We start from the raw sequence: 17,544 nt of genomic DNA on the forward strand, positions 1-17,544 counted from the left end.
AAGCGGACGCGTTGTCGATTGCGGGGGACGTGAATCTAGCTTTGCCAAAGGGACATAGCGCCCCGACAGTTGGTGTCACGGTTGCGCGCAGACGCATTCAATCTTGCTGGAAGGAGGATAGCGAGATGACAGAACGAATTTCGTTGGAGGGAAAGGTCGCGGTTGTGACTGGCGCAGGTCGCGGGCTTGGGCGGGCCTACGTCGAACTTCTCGCCGAACGCGGCGCCCGGGTCGTTGTGAACGACCTGGGGACCGAGGTATCGGGGTTCGGGAAGGATTCCACGATCGCGGAACAGGTGGCCGATTGCATTCGATCCCGTGGAGGCGAGGCAATCGCGAATGACAGCAATGTTTCCACCCCTGAAGGTGGCAGTGACCTGATCGCGACGACCATCGAGCATTTCGGGAGAATAGACCTCCTCGTGAACAACGCTGGTATTTGCGGAAGCCAGCTATTCGAGGACGCCACCCTTGACGATTTCGATCACTATTGGCGGGTGCACCTCGGCGGGCCGGTTAACACGGTGAAGGCTGCCTGGCCGTATATGGTCGCACAGCGCTACGGGAAGATCATCTTCACGACGTCAGTCAGCGGCCTGTTTGGGTTACGTGGCCAAGCCACCTACGCTGCGGCCAAGTGCGCAGTAGTTGGATTGATGCGCATTCTTGCAATTGAAGGCGCTGAGCATGGGATTCTCGTGAACACCATTTCGCCAGCCGGGTACACGAGGATGCACCCAGCGGCGGTTGCGGATCCCGCTTGGCTGAAGCAGAGCGAAGCCACAATGCCGGTTGAGGCTGTTGCGCCAGCGATCGTCTGGCTGGCAAGCGATAGTTGTTCGGAGACGAACAGGATCTACAACGTGGAAGCCGGAGTAATCCAACGTATCGCTATCGTCATGGGACCTGGCTTCAACGATCCACATCTGACACCCGAGAGCATCGCCGAGAACTACGCAAGGGTCGAATCGATCGAGGGCTTCTTCGAGCCGGGTCCGTTCGAGCCCGGTCAGATACCCGCAACGGCGAAGTCTTGAGGAACGAGGTTACGTCATGGCGACGTTCGACTCTGGCAGACAGCGTTACTCTAGGAACTTCTACGCAAGTCATCAGCGGCCGCTCCAGCGGCGGAGCTACACTGGCCGCCCAAGCAGACCTGCTGAAGGTCAGCTAAGGGGTCAAAGGCCGTCGATTGCGGCTAAGCCCTGCGATGTCCGCTTTACCCTCGAAGGGCGACGTGGAGGGCATGTCGGTCTTGGGCCATAGGACTAAACCGCTCGCGCGGTAGGGCGCTGGGGCTGGCGACGCAGCCAAGACGATAGCGCGACGGGGCGTCCTGTTTTGAGATGAGGGGTTCGCAACCTTCACTCAAAACAGGAGCATCCCCAATGACCAAGCAGGCCATCAGTCCGTTGCGCCAGCGCATGATCGAAGACATGGCGATCCGCAAGTTCGCGCCCAAGACCCAACACGACTACGTGCAAAGGGTCAAGGACTTCGCGGTATTCCTCGGCCGCTCGCCCGACCTGGCCCAGTCGGAGGACGTGCGCGGCTTTCGGCTGCATCTGGCGTCGAACGGCGCCGGCGCGCCAAAGATCAACGCCACCGTCTCGGCGCTGCGGTTCTTCTTCAATGTGACGCTCGATCGGCCCGAGCTTGCCAAGCACCTGTCGTTCATGCACGAGCCACGCAAGGTTCCGGTTGTTCTCAGCCCGGAAGAGGTTGCGCGCTTTCTGGAGGCGGCGCCGAGCATCAAATACAAGGCGGCGCTCAGTGTCGCTTACGGTGCAGGGTTGCGTGTCTCTGAGGTCGTCGCGTTGAAGGTATCCGACATCGATTCCGAACGCATGATGCTGCGCGTCGAGCAGGGCAAAGGCCGCAAGGATCGCCACGCGATGCTTTCCCCTGTGCTGCTCGAACTTCTGCGCGATTGGTACCGCATTTCCCGCCCGCAGGGCTGGCTGTTTCCGGGACTGAAGCCGGCCAGCCCGATGACGACGCGCCAGCTCACGCGCGCCTGCCACGCGGCGGCCCACATGGCCGAGATCGCCAAGCGGGTGACGCCGCACACCCTGCGCCACAGCTTCGCGACCCACCTGCTCGAGCAGAACATTGATATTCGGGTGATCCAGGTCCTGTTGGGCCACGCCAAGCTCGAGACCACGGCGCTCTATACCCGCGTCGCCACCAACACCATCCGCGAGGTCATGAGCCCGCTGGATCACCTCACCCCGCTCCGCGCCAAGCGAGACGAGCCGCCTGCCTGACGCGCAGGCCGCGCATGTCGCGCCCGGCTTTGGAGGTTGCGGATATCTTCCGCAGCCATGGCCTAGCATGGCGTCAAGCCCATGCCGGTCATATCAGCCTCGACCAGATGAAGGTGATGTCGGCGATCGAGCGCTGCCGCACGGCGGCCCTCGGGGGCCACGTCGCGCGCTGCGCGGACTGCGCTTATACCACGATCGCCTACAACTCCTGCCGCAACCGGCACTGCCCGAAGTGCCAGGGCGCCGCCGCGAAGGACTGGCTTGCCGACCGCGAGGCCGAGCTGTTGCCGGTGCCGTACTATCACGTCGTGTTCACGCTGCCGGCGGCCATCGCCGACATCGCCTACCAGAACAAGGCCGTGGTCTACGATCTGCTGTTCAAGGTCTCGGCCGAGACCATGCTGACGATCGCCGCCGATCCGAAGCATCTGGGTGGGCGGATCGGCGTCACCTCCGTGCTGCACACCTGGGGTTCGGCGCTGACCCATCACCCCCACGTGCACATGATCGTGCCGGGCGGCGGCATCTCGTCCGACGGCCAGCGCTGGGTGTCGTGCCGGCCGGGCTTCTTCCTGTCCGTGCGCGTGCTCTCCCGCCTGTTCCGGCGACTGTTCCTGGAGAAGCTTGTCGCCGCCCACCAAGCCGGCCGCCTCAGCTTCTTCGGCGACCACGCCCATCTCGCCGAGGCGCAATCCTTCGCGACTCATCTCGCCCCGCTGCGCACGGCCGAGTGGGTCGTCTATTCAAAGCGGCCGTTCGGCGGCCCTGAGGCGGTGCCGGCCTATCTGTCGCGCTACACCCATCGCGTGGCCATCGCCAACAGCCGATTGATCGCCTGCGACGAGGGCGGCGTCACCTTCAAGTGGAAGGACTACCGCATCGAGGGCCGCGATCGATACAAGCAGATGACGCTCGCCACAGATGAGTTCATCCGCCGCTTCCTCATCCACGTGCTGCCAAAAGGCTTGCATCGCATCCGCCACTACGGCCTGTTCGCCAAAGGCGCTTGTGCCGCCAACGTCGCACGCGCCCGTGAGCTGCTCGCCGCTGCAAAACCTGAAGGCCAGCCTACCGCCGATCCCAGCAAGCCGAGCTGTCCATGCTGTGGCGGCTGCATGATCGTCATCGAGGTTTTCGCGCGCGGTGCAACGCCGCGGCATCGGCCGACAGCTCCAATGAACCGCATCAGGATCGACACCTCATGATCACGTCTCAATCCTGCAAATCTGCTCGTCGTGCCCGCTGGCTCTCGACCGGCCACGGCAGAGCGCGCTCAGATTTCCCCCAGCCGTCGCAAATCGACGGACAAATTATGGAGTTCGATGCCACCCGTGGCCCGTTCGTCAGCCGCTCAACCGTCGAACAACCCGCTGCATCGGCTCGATTCAAATCAGCCATCTCGCCCGCGGCGCTCAAATCCCCATAGTCCCGGCCGCACAGCCTTACGTTCCCTTACCCGCGGTTTCCTCCCTTGGAGGCTTTCGGACGCCGGCCGCCGAATGCGCGGCGCTGTCCCTCAAACGGCCGGCATCCGAAACCCTTCACAAAAGCGGGCAATGACGTAGCAGATTACACCACCTGAAAAACCTCCAGTCTTCGCGCGTTTTGCGGCGAGCGAGCCGCTGGCAATCGCGCAGATGCGGTTCAACCAGCCATATTTTTCCGAGCTCGTCTCGAAATAGGGTGTGGCCCGGAAATAGTCCGTCCCCGGGTCAACGGTTTCGTTGCGATGCAAGCGGTCCAAGACATCTTTCGGAACGTGGCGAAGGCCCTTCCAGTGCATATAAATTTGATGCTTGTCGTCGGTCTCGAGCATCAGCCGCACTTCGATATCCAACACGTCGTCGCAGCGCAGAAGCGTCCATGCGCCACCCCCCCGGCAATACCACGCCCTTGAGCTTTGGGCCTTCGAAGCTGCCGGTATTGAGCCTTGCGATGCGCCGGATGCCATAAGGCGTGTCACCTAGAATCGAGATTTCAAAATCCAGGTCGATGGTGAAAAGAAACTCGGTCTTGATCTCGGGCATGGGTTCCGTTCCCAGGACGTGCCACTATGGACCATATAGACTATTGCAGCGAAGAAGCCGGCCATTGTCGGATGTCGCTGCGCTCATTCATTTTGAGTCAAACGTCCGCTGAGTATCAAAAGCCGTCGATGACGGCCGAGCCCAGCAATTTCCGCTTGTCCTCTGGCCGCGACGTTCATGAATGCTCGCCCTACGCCGGCTTCACGATCACCTTCAACCCGTCGCGCGGCTTCGGAATCGGCCACATCTGCCAATCGGCCTTGTAGCCCGCCGGCAGCGACACATCGAGATTCTGCACGAAGTGGCGGGCAAAGCACTTCGCCTGCATGTTGGCGAAGTGCAGGCCGAGGCACATATGCGCGCCGCCGCCGAACGGCACCCAGGCGAAGCGGTGGCGGCCGCGCTGCGCCTCCTCGGTGAAGCGCAGCGGGTCGAATCTTTCTGGCTCCGGCCAGATGTCCTTCATGTGATGCGTGAACAGCGGATTGACGCCGACCATGGTGCCGGCGGGGATCGCATATCCCCTGAAGGAGAAATCGCGCACCGCGCGTCGCGGCATCGACGGCACCGGCGGCTTCAGCCGCAGCGCTTCCTTGAACGCCATCTCCGACAGCGGCATCGCGTTGAGATGCTCGAGGCTGGTCGGCTGATCCGCCGCGATTCCGAGCGCGGCGACCTCGTCGCGCAGCTTCTGCTGCCATTGCGGATGCGCGGCGAGTTCGCCGACGAACGAGGTCAATGACGAGGTCAGCGTGTCGTGCGCCGCCATCATCAGGAAGCTCATGTGGTCGATGATGTCCTGCTCGGAGAGCAGCGCGCCGTCGTCATGCTTCAGTTGGCACAGTTGCGAGAACAGGTCGTTGCCGCCGCCGCGGGCGCGCCGGATCGGAATCTGCTCGGCGAAATAGGCGACGATGCGCCTGCGGCCTTTGACCCCGCGCGCCATTTGCGTGCCCGGCAAGGGCTTGCGGATCGGCGCCACTGCCGCAGCCACCATGTCGACGAAGGCGCGGTTGATCTCGTCGACCTCGGGGCCGATGTCGGCGCCGAGGAACGAGGTCGCTGCGAGGTCGAGCGTCAGCTGCTTCATCGCCGGATAGATCAGCATCTCCCCTCGTTTCGTCTTCCACTGCGCCACGCGCGCAGCGATCCCCTTGTCGAGCTCGGTGAAATACGATTTCATCGGCTCGCTTTTGAAGGCGACCGACAGCGCGCGGCGATGCAAGCGGTGCTCCTCGAAATCGCGCAGCATCAGCCCGCGCGGAAACAGCAGGCCGAGGATGCGGCCCCAGCCATGTTCGGATGAGAACTGCTTGGCCTGGTCGAACATCACGAGCTCATTGGCCTCGGGTCCGAGCAGCACGATGCTGGTCTCGCCGAACAGATGGCTGCGGTAGCACAGGCCGTATTTCGCGGCGTTCTTTTCGATATGACCCTTCGGGTCGGCGAGCACTTCCAGCGTCTTGCCGATGATGGGCCAGCCCTCGTCGCCCGGGATATGCCTCAGCGAGTTACGCTTCGGCGGTGTGAGCGCGTAGGGGGTAGGTGCCACATTCTGCATCGACATGGCCATTGCTCCGATTGGGACGCCATCGTCTGGAAACGGTCGGACAAGGTGGAAACCCGTCGTCCGAAAATCATCATGCTCGAGAAATAGGTTTGGTCAGTAAATAACCCTTTGCCTCTCCCGCATCAGCTTCCGCCTCGTGCGGGAGGCCGCGCAGGGCTGTGCCAGTCTAGCCGAAAACGACGCCTGCGCGGGGAGAAAACAGCGACGCCGGCGGCATTCCTGCGGATTTGTGATCGCACAGTCATTGGCTCTTACCTCTGCTGGGTCCGCCGCGATCCAGGCGCGCAGATCAGACCGACGATCACGATGCCCGGTCCGGACGAGCCGAAGAATGTGCTCTTCGTCACAACAGTCTCTAGTCTCTTCGTCGTCTGGGAATGGGGACGAGGGGTGCGACAAATTAACCCGACGGGCAATTTTCCGCTTCGCGATTGACCCAACTCAGATGTTCAATCCCCCCGTCTCACCCGATTGAGGGGCGCGTCGCGATCGTCACGAGTGTTGCGGTGAGATGCGGTGGACGCGGATGTCACGACCGACGAGCGTGGCTGAAGCGGACGGTGAAGTCGTGTGGTCTCGACGCCCCAGTGGCAGGTGTCTCCTCGCAAGATGCGAAGCATCTTTGTGAAGACGGTGACAAAAAAGCCAAGTCTCGCCGGGGAGAGCACGAAGTAAGCCGTAAACCATCGCGCAGGGAAAGCCGGAGTGTTTTCCGGTTTCACCTGTGGTCCTACCCCTGTGCTTTTTCACCGCACAGGGCCCATGGGTGCGATCGGCACCCGGCTTTCCCTGCGCCCTCTGTTCGATAGACGGGCGAAGATCGATGAAAACCTCGGACACGTCGTGCCGCGAGAATGCGGATGTATGACCCACAGGCCGTGCAACACATTCAGTGTCGTCCTGGCGAAAGCCAGGACCCATTACCACAGATGTCAGTTGTCGCGCGACGCTGGGCCAAGATCGCGTTCATCACCAAGTGCGGTGGTTATAGGTCCTGGCTTTCGCCAGGACGACGAACGAGGAGCCCCGCTCACAACGCAGGCCACGGCGTATGTGTCCCGGCCTTCGCCGGAACGACAGTCGTGGATGCGGCGCGACGCTCATGCGTCAACGAACGCCTGGCCTCACGCCTTCTGCTTGGCGGCCGCCTTCTGCAGGTCCGGCGCATTCACCGCGGGGATGGCGACGCGGCCGGGGCCGGTCTGTTGAAGAGCGGCGGCGGCCTTGTCGTTCTCCATGATCTTGGCCATCACCGCTTGCCCTGCACGCTCGAACACCGCGCGATTGTCGATCAGGAACTGGCGCGACTTGCGCAGGCCATCGATATAGCCGTTGATCTCCGGAATCACGTAGCGCGCGACCAGGTCCCAGCTGCGGCGCGTGTTCTCGGGGTTGGCCCAGTCATGGGCGAAGCCCACGATGGTGCCGACGCCGCCGGACACCTGCACGAGATTCTTGATCATCCTCACGAGATCATCCGGTGTGCCGATGGTGGAGGCGGCGCCGTCGACAAAGGCGGTCTTGTCGACGGCTTCGTCCGGCGAGGAGAACGCGGTCAGGCCCGGCCGCATCAACGTGCCGACATTGTACTCATTGTGCCAGCGCATCAGGCCGGCGCCAGCCTCGCGCCGCGCCTGCTCGCGGGTCTCGGCGATGTGCCACGACAGCAGCACGCGCCAGTTCGAACGGCTCACGGTGGTACCGGCCTTCTTGGCGGCGTCCTCGGCGAACTGCCATTGCTGCGGCAGCGCCATCAGGCCCTGAGTCGACATCGAGCCAAGCGAAATGATGCCGATGCCGTATTTGCCGGCGAGCGTCATGCCCGACGGAGAGATCTGCGAGGCCACCACGAACGGCATGTCCTCCTGCAGCGGCAGGATCTGCAGCGCGGCGTCGTGCATCTCGAACCAGTCGCTCTTCGCCGTGACGCGCTCGCCGTTGAACAGGCGGCGGATCACCGCGATCGCCTCGTCCTGGCGGTCGCGCTGCGTCATCGGGTCGATGCCGAGCGTGTGGGCGTCGGAGGCGAGCGCGCCGGGGCCGGAGCCGAAGATGGCGCGGCCGCCGGTCATGTGGTCGAGCTGCACCATGCGCTGCGCGACGTTGAATGGGTGGTGATAGGGCAGCGAGATCACGCCGGTGCCGAGCTTGATGCGCTTGGTCCGCTCGCCGGCGGCGGCCAGGAACATCTCCGGCGACGCGATCGTCTCCCAGCCCGAGGAATGGTGCTCGCCGCACCAGAACTCGTCATAGCCGAGGTCGTCGAGCTGCTCGACAAAATCGAGGTCGCGGCGGAATTGCAGCATCGGATGCTCGCCGATCGGGTGATGCGGGGCGAGGAAGGCTCCGAACTTGAGGCGCGCCATAGGTCGTTCTCTCCGGCTTATTTGTTATCGGGGGCTTTCGGTCAACCTACGGGGTGGGCCGGGGCATGGCAATGCTTGGGGGCTGCAGCGCCCGCATGGTTGTTGCGCAAATCGGCGGCGCTTGCCGCCGTCCGGAATGTTTCCCAGCGCGTCAACACAAGTTGGCCCCCGAGGCCGAACTCCCGTGATCCGTTTCTTACCTCGGAGGTAATCGAACGGATGACCGGAATCTGCTGATGTCAGGCGTCTCATTGTTTCGGGCAGGGCCACAGCGCATGCATCAGATCGTTTCGGCGCGAGCGGACACATCCCGCCGCTGGTGGGTGCTTGCGATCGTCGTCGCCGCGCAGTTCATGTTCGGCGTCGATGCCTTCATCGTGAACGTGGCGATCCCGACGATTGCAACGGAGCTGAAGGCGACGCCGGCGCAGATCGAGGCCGTGATCGCGATCTACCTGATCGCCTATGCGACGCTGGTGGTGACCGGCGGCCGGCTCGGCGATATCTACGGCACGAGGAACGTGTTCATCGCCGGCGTCGCCGGCTTTTCGCTGACCTCGCTGTGGTGCGGCCTCGCGCAATCCGGCCCCGAGCTGATCGCAGCAAGGCTGGCGCAGGGGGCGACCGCGGCGCTGATGGTGCCGCAGGTGCTGGCGACACTGCATCTGTTGTTCTCGGATGCCGCCCGCGCGCGGGCCTTCGGCATCTACGGCGTCGTGCTCGGGCTCGCGGGTGCCGCGGGCTTCATGCTCGGCGGCGTGCTGGTGACGCTCGATCTCGCCGGCCTCGGCTGGCGCGCGGTGTTCTTCGTCAACGTGCCCTGCGGCGTCATCATCATCGCCGCGGCGCTGAAGATCATGCCGACCGTGCCGCGCCGCGTCGGCACGCGGCTCGATATAGCAGGCGCGCTCGTGCTGTTCGCGGGCCTGCTGTGCCTGATCGGCCCGCTGCTGTTCGGCCACGATCTCGACTGGTCGGGTGAGGTGTGGCTGGTGATGGCGGCGGGCGTTGCGATCGTGGCCGGCTTCGTGCGGCTGGAGCGCATCGCGGCACGCCGTGGCGGCATGCCGCTGATCGATCTGGCGCTGCTGTCGGACGTCGCCTTCATGCGCGGATTGGTCGCCGTGTTCTTCTTCTTTTTCGCCAATCTGTCCTTCTACCTCGTCATGACCATCTTCATGCAGAAGGGCTTGCAGATACCGCCGCTGCAGGCGGGACTGGTGTTCGTGCCGCTGGCGTTGACCTTCGTGGCCGCCTCGCGCCACAGCGGCGTGCGCGCCCGGCATCGCGGCACGCTGGTGCTGATCGAGGGCTGCGCCTTGCAGATCGTCGGTCTTGCCGCGCTCGTTGCCGCCGTCGAGATGATCGCGGCGCCGCCGGCGCTGATGCTTGCGCTGGTGCTGATGATTGTCGGCTATGGTCAGGGACTGGTGATGGCGCCGCTGTCGAGCGCGGTGCTCTCGAGCGTGAAGCCTGCGAGCGCCGGTGCAGGCTCGGGCATGTATGGAACGACGACGCAAATCGGTAATGCGGCCGGTGTCGCCGCAATCGGCGCGGTTTTCTTCGCCGTCGAGACTGCGATTTCATCACGCGTGGCGCTGTTTGCGGCATGCGCATTGTTTGTGCTGTCGGTCGCGATTTCAGCCGCATTTCTGTCATGGATGCGTCGCGCCAGCGCATGATCCGAAAAGGTAGAAGCCGTTTTCCGAAACATCATGCTCAAATCAGGAGATGATCACGCGTTAACGCCGAATCTCACGATTCAGAGGGAATGACAGCACACGGCCTTTTCAGTTTGCAGTGCAGCAACTATCTGGTTTGGTACACCAGAAGAAGAATCACCTCAGGAGTTGCTGTTGTCACTGGTCAACAACGTCGAATTTCTGCGTCATCTGCCCAAGATGAACGCGTTCAACGGCCTGGGCGCGCTCGCTCCCGCCGTGCCGACGCCGCTCGTCGAGACGACCGAATTCGGCGCCAATCCCGGCGCACTGAAGATGTTCTCGTTCGTGCCCGCGCAGCTTGCGCGGTCGCCGGCGCTCGTCGTCGTGCTGCATGGCTGCGGCCAGACGGCTGCGTCCTACGATCTTGGCACCGGCTGGTCGACGCTCGCCGGGCATTACGGTTTCGCGCTGCTGATGCCGGAGCAGCAGGCGATCAACAACGGCAATACCTGTTTCAACTGGTTCAATCCGGAGGACATCGCGCGCGGCCACGGCGAGGCTCGTTCGATCAGGCAGATGATCGCGCACATGGTCAGCACGCATCAGGTCGATCCGCGGCGCGTCTATGTGACGGGATTGTCCGCCGGCGGCGCGATGGCCTCCGTCATGCTCGCGACCTATCCCGATGTGTTCGCGGGTGGCGCGATCATCGCCGGCCTGCCGTACGGCGTCGCCAGCAATCTGCGCGAGGCGCTGCATGCGATGATGCATGCGAGCGCGCTGTCCGCGCCTGAGCTCGGCGGTCTCGTCCGCAAGGCCTCGAAGCACAAGGGCGCGTGGCCGAAGATCTCGGTATGGCACGGCAGCGCCGACCGCACCGTGCATCCGGCCAATGCCGATGCGATCGTACGGCAATGGCTCGATGTCCACGGCCTGCCGCTTGCCGCGATGTCGAAGTCCGATGTCGACGGTCATCCGCGCGAGGTCTGGTGGAATGCCGACGGCGAGACGCTGGTCGAGTCCTACAGCATCACCGACATGGCGCATGGCACGCCACTCGGCCTCGCCGACAATGACGAGCGCTATGGCGTGGAGGGCGCGTTCCTGATCGAGGCCGGAATCTCGTCATCCTATCACATCGCGAGCTTTTTCGGCCTGACCGATCGAGCGCGTCAGCCGCATGTGGCGCCGACGGGTGTCCCGCGCGAGCGCGCCGACACGATCTCCATGACGATTCCGGTGACGGCGTCGGAGCCCGCCACCGCAGCGGCATCCGGCCGCCGCAGCACGCGGCCGCGCAAGGCGCGGAGCCGCGGCGTCGATGTCAGCCGCGTCATCGCGCGGGCGCTGACGGCCGCAGGGTTGATGAAATAGCAGGCGAGGTTGGCGCCTGAGCAGCTCACATCTCGCCGGTCAGGAACGGGTTCGTCATCCGCTCCTGGCCGATGCTCGAGCCCGCGCCGTGGCCGCAGACGAAGCCGACATCGTCACCGAGCGGCAGCAGCTTCTCCTTGATCGACTGGATCAGCGTCGCATGGCTGCCGCCGGGCAGGTCGGTGCGCCCGACCGAGCCCGCGAACAGGACGTCGCCGACATGCGCGAAGCGCAGCTCCCTGTTGATGAACACCACGCTGCCCGGCGAATGGCCGGGGCAGTGCAGGATGTCGAAGGTGAGATCGCCGATCGAGACCTGGTCGCCCTCGTCGAGCCAGCGGTCCGGGCCGAAATTGCGCACCCCGGTCATGCCGAAGCGCTCGCCGCTCGAGACGACATTGTCGAGCAGATATTTGTCGGCGATGTGCGGTCCCTCGATCTTGACCTGCAGCGCGTCGCGCAGCTCCGCGGCGCCGCCGACATGGTCGATATGACCGTGCGTCAGCCAGATCTTCTCCACCGTCACGCCGGTCTGCTTGATCGCGGCCTGGATCTTCGGCACGTCCCCGCCGGGGTCGATCACCACGGCCCTCTTGGTCGGCTCGTGCCAGATGATGGTGCAGTTCTGCTCGAACAGCGTCACCGGCACGATGATCGCGCCGGCCCTCGGTTTGGTTTCGGTTTTCTCGTCCATGACGTCACCATAGGCTTCCAGGAAAAGCCGTCAACACGGACTGGAAATGCGCCTGACCCGGCGTGTGATCCCAAAACAGACCGTGATAAGGTCGTGCCTGGCAGAACAAATTCGTGAGCAGCCCGGTACGCCGCTGCTCTCAACCATGATCTAGGTCCTCGCAGTCCGGAACTCCATGACCCAGGCCTCAAAACCACCGCTCGGCGGACACCGGACCACTGCCCGCGCATTCTTCGTCGCGGACCGCATCAACACGTCCGGCCTGGAGCGCGGCGACGTGCTGGCCACGACGCCGCTTGCATTCCGCGTCAACGACACTGGCGTCGCCATTCTGTTCCGTTACGGCGTCGTCGTCCTGATCGGTCTCAACGCGCTGGAGGAGGATGAATTCCTCCGCAGCCTGCAGTCACGCATGACCGGCCATTTCACCCGGCGCGAAGAGGAGATCGCGATCATCGAGGTCGCCGCGGAGAAGGACGATCAGATTCCGCCCGGCGGTCCGATCTATCTGCAAGGCCTGTCGCCGGAACGCCTGATCATTGTCGGCGAGGCGCTGGCCAAGAGCGTGGTGCTGGCGCGGCACGAGCGCGAGGTCGCGGCCGTCTTCGACATGACCGAGCCGTTGGCGCGTGAACTTGCCAAGGGCGGGCGGATCTACGGCGGGCGCGCTGCGATCCTGAAGCACATCGGCAATGCGCTGTTGGTCCGGCATCGCGTGTCCGGTCCGGTCGAGGTGTCGGAGAAGCCGGACATCCTGTGGGACAAGCCGCAGCTCGAGCGGCTCTACGCCCGGCTCGAGGATGAGTATGAGCTCAAGGAGCGTGCCGAGTCGCTGAATCGCAAGCTTGCCGTCATCGCCGAGACCGCCCAGGTCCTGACCGACATCATCGACACCGGCCGCTCGCTGCGGCTGGAGCTGATCATCGTCTTCCTGATCCTGTTCGAGGTCCTGATCACCATCTTCCAGATTGTGACGGCCCGGCACTGAGCCCCGCCGTCATTTTTCCGTCCCGAATTGTGCGTCATCCGTGAACCCGGCGGTGGCACCGGGCGTTGCCCCGCTTGGGCCGGGCGGCGAGCTTGGGGTGCGGGATGGATCAGGGCGACACGGACTGGTGGCGGCACGGAATCTTCTATCAGGTCTATCCGCGCTCGTTTCAGGATACTGACGGCGACGGCGTCGGCGACATCAGGGGGATCATCGAGCGGCTGCCTTATCTGATGGAGCTCGGCGTCGATGCGATCTGGCTGTCACCGATCTTTCCGTCGCCGATGGCCGATTTCGGCTACGACATCTCGGACTACGCCGGCATCGATCCGCTGTTCGGGACGATGGAGGATTTCGACGAGCTTGTCGCGGCCGCACATGATTCCGGCCTCAAGCTGATCCTCGATCTCGTCCCGAACCACACTTCCGAGCAGCATCCCTGGTTCATCGAGGCGAAGAGCTCACGCGAGAACCCCAAGCGCGAGTGGTACATCTGGCGCGATCCCGCGCCCGACGGCGGTCCGCCCAACAACTGGCTGTCCGAATTCGGCGGCAGCGCCTGGGCGTATGACGAGGCCTCGGGGCAATATTACTATCACGCCTTCCTCGCCCAGCAGCCCGATCTCAACTGGCGCAATCCCGAGGTGCGGGCGGCGATCTACGACGTGATGCGCTTCTGGCTGCGCAAGGGCGTCGACGGCTTCCGCGTCGATGTGATCTGGCACCTGATCAAGGACGCTGAATTCCGCGACAATCCGCCGAACCCGCACTATATCGAGGGCCGGCCGCCGTACGAGACATTCCTCACGCAATACTCGACGGACCAGCCCGAGGTGCATGCGGTCATCACCGAGATGCGCCGCGTCACCGAGGAGTTCGACGATCGCGTGCTGATCGGCGAGGTCTATCTGCCGCTGCACCGGCTGGTCGCCTACTACGGCAACGATCTGCGCGGCGCGCAGATGCCGTTCAATTTCGCGCTGCTGTCGACCATGTGGAGCGCGCGTTCGGTCGAAAAGATCATTGTCGACTACGAGAAGGCGCTGCCGCCGGGGGCATGGCCGAACTGGGTGCTCGGCAATCACGACCGGCCGCGGGTGGCGAGCCGGGTTGGGCTCGCACAGGCGCCGGTCGCCGCGATGCTGCTGCTGACGCTGCGCGGGACGCCGACGCTGTATTACGGCGACGAGATCGGGATGCGTCAGCTCGCGATGGCGCCGGACCAGGTGTGCGATCCCTTTGAGAAGAACGTGCCGGGCATCGGTGTCGGCCGCGACGGCTGCCGCACGCCGATGCAATGGAGCGCAGAGCGCCACGCCGGCTTCTCGACCGTGGAGCCATGGCTGCCGCTGGCGCGCGACTTCGCCAGCGACAACGTCGCCAGCCTGGAGGCGGACGGGGCGTCGATCCTGAACCTCTACAAGGCGCTGATCGCGCTGCGGAGGCGGATGCCGCAGCTCGTCCGCGGCAACTATGAGCCGGTGGCGGCGCATGGCGACGTCCTGCTCTACCGGCGGCGCAGCGCGGAAGGCGCGGCGGTGATCGCGCTGAATCTTGGCACAGAGGCCGCGGCGATCACCTCCAGCGCCATCGGCTTCAGCAATGAGATATTGCTGTCGACGTTCATGGACCGGCAGGGCGAGAAGATCGAAGGCAAGCTCGAACTGCGTGGCAACGAGGGCGTGATCCTCGGCCTGCCGTTGTCGTGACGTGACGTGACGCCTTTCGTGATGTGAGCACAATCCTCGGGCTCCCCCTCCCGCTTGCGGGGGAGGGTTGGAGTGGGAGTCTCTCCGCAGTGGGATTGGATGGTCGATCCTGACTATCCGACCTGCGGCAAGGCGGTTCCGTCGCGAATTCGCGGCCGAATCCGGCGCTGCCGCCACGCAACGGAATCGGCTAATCTGGCCGCGATGGAATCGCCCGCCCGCCAGATCGCGCTTGCGCCCGCGCCCGACCGACGCCAGTCGGAGACCGCGCTTGCGATCGCGCGCGGCACGGCGAGGCTCCTGAGATCGCTGGGCTTTTCCTGCATCAGCGAATTGCCGCTGCCGTCCGGCCGCCGCGCCGACCTGGTCGCGCTCAATGAGCGCGGCGAGATCTGGATCGTCGAGATCAAGTCGTCGGTGGAAGATCTGCGCGCCGACCAGAAATGGCAGGACTACCGGATGCATTGCGACCGGTTGTTCTTCGCCTTTACCCAGGATCTGCCGTGCGAGATCTTTCCCGCCGATACCGGCCTGATCATCGCCGACGCCTATGGCGCGCATTTGCATTGCGAGGCGCCTGAGCATCGCCTGCCGGCGCCGACGCGCAAGGCGATGACGGTGCGCTTTGCCATGGCCGCGGCGCAGCGGATCAACCGGCTGGTCGACCCGCAGGGACATAGCGAGTTTTGAAGACGGTCACGTAGCCCGGATGAAGCGCAGCGCAATCCGGGCGAGCGTTCCACGGGTGGGTCCGCCCCGGATTTCGCTGCGCTCCATCCGGGCTACAAAAAAAGCAAATGGCCGGGACGTCCAGCGCGAAGACGCGCTTCCCGCTTTTGCCCGGCCGTCACGAAGGAATGTAAAACGACGCTTACCGCGGCGCGCGCTTGGCGAGGATGCGCTGCAGCGTGCGACGGTGCATGTTGAGCCGGCGCGCGGTCTCCGAGACGTTGCGGTTGCACATCTCGTAGATGCGCTGGATGTGCTCCCAGCGCACGCGGTCGGCCGACATCGGGTTGGTCGGCAGCTCGGACTTCTCGGTGCCACTCGCCAACAGCGCGGCGACGACGTCATCGGCGTCGGCCGGCTTCGACAGATAATCGACGGCGCCCATCTTCACCGCGGTGACGGCGGTGGCGATGTTGCCGTAGCCGGTGAGCACGATCGCACGCGCATCGGGACGCTTGCGCTTCAACGCCGAGACGACGTCGAGACCGTTGCCGTCGCCAAGCCGGAGGTCGACGACCGCGAAAGCGGGCGCGGCACGGCTGATCTCGGCGAGACCATCGGACACAGTATCGCATGACGTCACCGAGAAGCCGCGTGTCTCCATGGCGCGCGACAGGCGCTCCAGGAACGGCTTGTCGTCCTCGACAATGAGGAGCGATCGGTCGGTGTGCTCATTCAGTTCAGCGATGGCGTTCACTGTCGATTTTTCCCTGTGGCAGACCGCCACTATATGGGGGCGCAGTGCGGCGCTGCCAAGGCAGCCGAAAGTCGCGGCCGCTGCACCAGTAATGCCAGACGTGTGATTGAGAATTGTTCTTAAGATGCACTCTCGGCGTTCGGTGCAGTGCCCTCGAAGCGCTCGCGCGGCCAGACGATCTGAGCGACGGCGCCGTGATCGGGGAAGATGCGGTTGGTAAACGACACCTTGGCGCCGGTGCGCTCCAGCAGCGTCCTTGCGATGAAAACGCCGAGACCCAGGCCTCCGCGGGTATTTTGAGCCTCATCTGCGCCCCGGCGGCGCGACAGATAGGGTTCTCCGATCCGCTTCAGCATGTCCGGCGCGATGCCCGGACCGTCATCGGAGATCACAATCTCAACGGTTTCGGCATTCCACCACGCATTCACCTCGACCGTCTGGTGCGCGAAATCGACGGCATTTTCCAGAATATTTCCGACGCCATAGAGAATCGCGGGGTTGCGGGCGCCGATCGGCTCGGGTGTCGCTGCGACAGCAAGCCGCACCTTGATATTGACGCCGAAGTCGCGATGCGGCGCCACCGCCTCCTCGATCAGCGTCGACAGCTTCATGTTGTCGAACGGCGCGCCGCTCGATGACAACTGCGCGATCTTGCTCAGGATGTCGCGGCAGCGCTGCGCCTGCTCGCGCAGGGTCTTCAGGTCACCTGCGAGGCTCGGCTCCTGCACCGTCTTCTCGAGTTCGCGCGAGATCAGGAAGATCGTCGACAGCGGGGTGCCGAGCTCGTGCGCGGCGGCGGCGGCAAGGCCGTCGAGCTGGGTCAGATGCTGCTCCCGCGTCAGCACCAGTTCGGTGGCCGCGAGCGCGTCGGAGAGCTGACGCGCTTCCTCCGTCACCTGAAAGGCATAGAGGCTGGTGACACCGATCGCGAGCAGGATCGAAAACCAGACGCCGATCAAATAGATCGGCGGCAGCACCAGCGGATCGTCGGCGTCCCACGGCAGCGGAAGATGGTAGAAGAACAGCGCCGAGGCGCAGGCGACCGCTAGGCAACCAAGCGCGATGGTCAGCCGGACCGGCAGCACCGTGGCCGAGATCAGCACGGGTGCGAGGAACAGGAACGAGAACGGGTTCTGCAGGCCGCCGGTGAAATAGAGCAGCGCGGCAAGCTCCACAATGTTGAGCGCGAGCAGGGCAGCGGCGTGGGTCGGCTCCAGCCGCTGCATCGGATTGAAGGCGATCTGCAGTCCCAGATTGAGCAACGCCGAGAACGCGATGATGCAGACGCAGGGCACGATCGGAACGTCGAATTCCAATCCCTGGGCGACGATGAAGATCGCCACCAGCTGGCCAAGCGCGGCCAGCCAGCGCAGCCGCAGGATCGTATCCAGGCGGACATAGCTGCGTGGCTGGCGGAAATCGGAGGCGGCGAGGTCGGTCATATCTGGACCTTAGCTGT

The 17,544-nt window shown here is 64.1% G+C and carries 14 protein-coding genes; 8 read left to right on the forward strand and 6 right to left on the reverse strand.

Going from position 1 to position 17,544, the window contains the following annotated elements; genetic code table 11:
• The first annotated feature begins 125 nt into the window (after positions 1-125).
• The 3 genes from MTX19_RS02885 (at position 126) to MTX19_RS02895 (ending at position 3,472) form a co-directional block, all read left to right on the forward strand.
• Positions 126-1,037 carry an SDR family NAD(P)-dependent oxidoreductase gene (locus tag MTX19_RS02885; RefSeq protein WP_280982360.1) on the forward strand — a complete coding sequence of 304 codons (912 nt, stop codon included), beginning with the start codon at positions 126-128 and terminating at the stop codon, positions 1,035-1,037.
• 351 nt (positions 1,038-1,388) lie between these two features.
• Positions 1,389-2,267 carry a tyrosine-type recombinase/integrase gene (locus MTX19_RS02890; protein WP_280979743.1) on the forward strand — a complete coding sequence of 293 codons (879 nt, stop codon included), beginning with the start codon at positions 1,389-1,391 and terminating at the stop codon, positions 2,265-2,267.
• Positions 2,268-2,281: 14 nt separating this feature from the next.
• The gene (locus tag MTX19_RS02895; RefSeq protein ID WP_280979744.1) at positions 2,282-3,472 is read left to right on the forward strand and encodes an IS91 family transposase; all 1,191 of its coding nucleotides are present in this window, start codon (positions 2,282-2,284) and stop codon (positions 3,470-3,472) included.
• Between the two features lie 311 nt (positions 3,473-3,783).
• Here MTX19_RS02895 and MTX19_RS02900 read toward each other — a convergent pair whose 3' ends face one another.
• The 3 genes from MTX19_RS02900 to MTX19_RS02910 form a co-directional block, all read right to left on the reverse strand.
• The gene (locus MTX19_RS02900) at positions 3,784-4,218 is read right to left on the reverse strand and encodes a DUF3237 domain-containing protein (RefSeq protein WP_280985834.1); all 435 of its coding nucleotides are present in this window, start codon (positions 4,216-4,218) and stop codon (positions 3,784-3,786) included.
• Positions 4,219-4,484: 266 nt separating this feature from the next.
• Positions 4,485-5,861: a cytochrome P450 gene (locus tag MTX19_RS02905; protein WP_280985835.1), complete on the reverse strand. Its 1,377-nt coding sequence runs from the start codon at positions 5,859-5,861 to the stop codon at positions 4,485-4,487.
• A gap of 1,127 nt (positions 5,862-6,988) precedes the next feature.
• Positions 6,989-8,230, reverse strand: a complete 1,242-nt coding sequence (locus tag MTX19_RS02910; protein WP_280982363.1) for an LLM class flavin-dependent oxidoreductase — start codon at positions 8,228-8,230, stop codon at positions 6,989-6,991.
• Between the two features lie 275 nt (positions 8,231-8,505).
• Between MTX19_RS02910 and MTX19_RS02915 the strand changes: the two genes are divergently transcribed.
• Both MTX19_RS02915 and MTX19_RS02920 read left to right on the forward strand, forming a co-directional pair.
• Positions 8,506-9,912, forward strand: a complete 1,407-nt coding sequence (locus MTX19_RS02915) for an MFS transporter (RefSeq protein WP_280982364.1) — start codon at positions 8,506-8,508, stop codon at positions 9,910-9,912.
• Positions 9,913-10,086: 174 nt separating this feature from the next.
• Positions 10,087-11,268 (forward strand): PHB depolymerase family esterase, encoded by a 1,182-nt coding sequence (locus MTX19_RS02920; protein WP_280982365.1) that lies wholly within the window; start codon positions 10,087-10,089, stop codon positions 11,266-11,268.
• Positions 11,269-11,293: 25 nt separating this feature from the next.
• Here MTX19_RS02920 and MTX19_RS02925 read toward each other — a convergent pair whose 3' ends face one another.
• Positions 11,294-11,962: an MBL fold metallo-hydrolase gene (locus MTX19_RS02925; RefSeq protein ID WP_280982366.1), complete on the reverse strand. Its 669-nt coding sequence runs from the start codon at positions 11,960-11,962 to the stop codon at positions 11,294-11,296.
• Positions 11,963-12,137: 175 nt separating this feature from the next.
• On the opposite strand from MTX19_RS02925, the gene MTX19_RS02930 reads away from it, so the two are divergent.
• The 3 genes from MTX19_RS02930 (at position 12,138) to MTX19_RS02940 (ending at position 15,349) form a co-directional block, all read left to right on the forward strand.
• A complete protein-coding gene (locus MTX19_RS02930) occupies positions 12,138-12,950 on the forward strand; it encodes an RMD1 family protein (protein ID WP_280982367.1) in 813 nt (270 codons plus the stop codon).
• Between the two features lie 104 nt (positions 12,951-13,054).
• Positions 13,055-14,659, forward strand: coding sequence for an alpha-amylase family glycosyl hydrolase (locus tag MTX19_RS02935; RefSeq protein ID WP_280982368.1), 1,605 nt, complete (start codon positions 13,055-13,057; stop codon positions 14,657-14,659).
• Between the two features lie 204 nt (positions 14,660-14,863).
• Positions 14,864-15,349, forward strand: a complete 486-nt coding sequence (locus tag MTX19_RS02940) for an MmcB family DNA repair protein (RefSeq protein ID WP_280984674.1) — start codon at positions 14,864-14,866, stop codon at positions 15,347-15,349.
• 181 nt (positions 15,350-15,530) lie between these two features.
• Here the strand turns inward: MTX19_RS02940 and MTX19_RS02945 are convergent, their stop codons facing one another.
• Together MTX19_RS02945 and MTX19_RS02950 are read right to left on the reverse strand one after the other, a co-directional pair.
• A complete protein-coding gene (locus MTX19_RS02945) occupies positions 15,531-16,085 on the reverse strand; it encodes an ActR/PrrA/RegA family redox response regulator transcription factor (RefSeq protein WP_280982369.1) in 555 nt (184 codons plus the stop codon).
• A 119-nt stretch (positions 16,086-16,204) separates the two neighbouring features.
• Positions 16,205-17,527 (reverse strand): ActS/PrrB/RegB family redox-sensitive histidine kinase, encoded by a 1,323-nt coding sequence (locus tag MTX19_RS02950; RefSeq protein ID WP_280985836.1) that lies wholly within the window; start codon positions 17,525-17,527, stop codon positions 16,205-16,207.
• Positions 17,528-17,544 lie beyond the last annotated feature (17 nt).

This window comes from Bradyrhizobium sp. ISRA464, assembly GCF_029910095.1.
GTDB lineage: Bacteria > Pseudomonadota > Alphaproteobacteria > Rhizobiales > Xanthobacteraceae > Bradyrhizobium.